Raw genomic sequence first — 2,715 nt, 5'->3', positions numbered from 1 at the left:
TGTCTGAATATGGGGGGACCATCCTCCAAGGCTAAATACTCCTGACTGACCGATAGTGAACCAGTACCGTGAGGGAAAGGCGAAAAGAACCCCTGTGAGGGGAGTGAAATAGATCCTGAAACCGCATGCATACAAGCAGTGGGAGCACCTTCGTGGTGTGACTGCGTACCTTTTGTATAATGGGTCAGCGACTTATATTCAGTAGCGAGGTTAACCGTATAGGGGAGCCGTAGAGAAATCGAGTCTTAATAGGGCGTTTAGTTGCTGGGTATAGACCCGAAACCAGGCGATCTATCCATGAGCAGGTTGAAGGTTGGGTAACACTAACTGGAGGACCGAACCCACTGTCGTTGAAAAGCCAGGGGATGACTTGTGGATAGGGGTGAAAGGCTAATCAAGCCTGGTGATAGCTGGTTCTCCCCGAAAGCTATTTAGGTAGCGCCTCGGACGAATACCATAGGGGGTAGAGCACTGTTTCGGCTAGGGGGTCATCCCGACTTACCAAACCGATGCAAACTCCGAATACCTATGAGTACTATCCGGGAGACAGACTGCGGGTGCTAACGTCCGTAGTCAAGAGGAAAACAATCCAGACCGCCAGCTAAGGCCCCAAAATCATAGTTAAGTGGGAAACGATGTGGGAAGGCATAGACAGCTAGGAGGTTGGCTTAGAAGCAGCCACCCTTTAAAGAAAGCGTAATAGCTCACTAGTCGAGTCGGCCTGCGCGGAAGATGTAACGGGGCTAAAACTATGTGCCGAAGCTGCGGATGTATACTTTGTATACGTGGTAGGGGAGCGTTCTGTAAGCCGATGAAGGTGTGTTGAGAAGCATGCTGGAGGTATCAGAAGTGCGAATGCTGACGTGAGTAACGACAAAACGGGTGAAAAACCCGTTCGCCGAAAGACCAAGGGTTCCAGTCCAACGTTAATCGGGGCTGGGTGAGTCGACCCCTAAGGCGAGGCCGAAAGGCGTAGTCGATGGGAAAATGGTTAATATTCCATTACTTCTGTGTAATGCGATGAGAGGACGGAGAAGGCTAAATCAGCCTGGCGTTGGTTGTCCAGGTGAAAGGATGTAGGCATGTATCTTAGGCAAATCCGGGGTACTCTATGCTGAGATCTGATAGCAAGCTGTACTTGTACAGCGAAGTGGTTGATGCCATGCTTCCAGGAAAAGTCTCTAAGCTTCAGTTACACAGGAATCGTACCCGAAACCGACACAGGTGGTCAGGTCGAGTAGACCAAGGCGCTTGAGAGAACTCTGCTGAAGGAACTAGGCAAAATGGTACCGTAACTTCGGGAGAAGGTACGCTGTTGTTGGTGATGGAACTCGCTTCCTGAGCTGACGACAGCCGCAGAAACCAGGCCGCTGCAACTGTTTATTAAAAACATAGCACTCTGCAAACACGAAAGTGGACGTATAGGGTGTGATGCCTGCCCGGTGCTGGAAGGTTAATTGATGGGGTTAGCGTAAGCGAAGCTCTTGATCGAAGCCCCAGTAAACGGCGGCCGTAACTATAACGGTCCTAAGGTAGCGAAATTCCTTGTCGGGTAAGTTCCGACCTGCACGAATGGCATAATGATGGCGGCGCTGTCTCCAGCAGAGGCTCAGTGAAATCGAAATCGCTGTGAAGATGCAGTGTACCCGCGGCTAGACGGAAAGACCCCGTGAACCTTTACTGCAGCTTGACACTGAACTTTGACCTTACTTGTGTAGGATAGGTGGGAGGCTTTGAAGCTGGAACGCTAGTTCCAGTGGAGCCGTCCTTGAAATACCACCCTGGTAATGTTGAGGTTCTAACTCTGTCCCGTGATCCGGGACGAGGACCGTGTCTGGTGGGTAGTTTGACTGGGGCGGTCTCCTCCTAAAGAGTAACGGAGGAGTACGAAGGTGCGCTCAGCGTGGTCGGAAATCACGCGTAGAGTATAAAGGCAAAAGCGCGCTTAACTGCGAGACCCACAAGTCGAGCAGGTACGAAAGTAGGTCTTAGTGATCCGGTGGTTCTGTATGGAAGGGCCATCGCTCAACGGATAAAAGGTACTCTGGGGATAACAGGCTGATACCGCCCAAGAGTTCATATCGACGGCGGTGTTTGGCACCTCGATGTCGGCTCATCTCATCCTGGGGCTGAAGCAGGTCCCAAGGGTATGGCTGTTCGCCATTTAAAGAGGTACGCGAGCTGGGTTTAGAACGTCGTGAGACAGTTCGGTCCCTATCTACCGTGGGCGCTGGAAATTTGAGAGGATCTGCTCCTAGTACGAGAGGACCAGAGTGGACGAACCTCTGGTGTACCGGTTGTGACGCCAGTCGCATCGCCGGGTAGCTATGTTCGGAAGGGATAACCGCTGAAAGCATCTAAGCGGGAAGCCTACCTCAAGATAAGATTTCCCTAGGACTTTATGTCCTCTAAAGAGCCGTTCGAGACTAGGACGTTGATAGGTTGGATGTGGAAGCATAGTGATATGTGAAGCTGACCAATACTAATTGCTCGTGAGGCTTGACTATACAACACCCAAGCAGTTGTATATGAAGCATCAATCGATTCATAAACATGCAAAGCAACTTGATTTAGTTATACCTCTAGCTAAAATGAACAGATAAAGTAAGATTCAATCAGCCCAGTCTGTTACAGATTTGGAAAACGCTTCGGCATTAAATAAGACCTAAGCAAGTATCCATAAACAGTTGTGCTGGCGACCATAGCAAGAGTGAA

Annotated in this window: 1 rRNA gene; it reads left to right on the top strand. The window is 50.2% G+C overall.

The window, feature by feature from the left end:
• A 23S ribosomal RNA gene (locus AC6BYQ_RS28195) occupies window positions 1-2,507 on the top strand; the annotation flags it as partial.
• Between the last annotated feature and the right edge of the window lie 208 nt (window positions 2,508-2,715).

The organism is Serratia sp. LTN-2, from assembly GCF_059740205.1.
The sequence above is the reverse complement of the archived record's forward strand: the minus strand, read 5'-3'. Positions and strand labels throughout refer to the sequence as shown.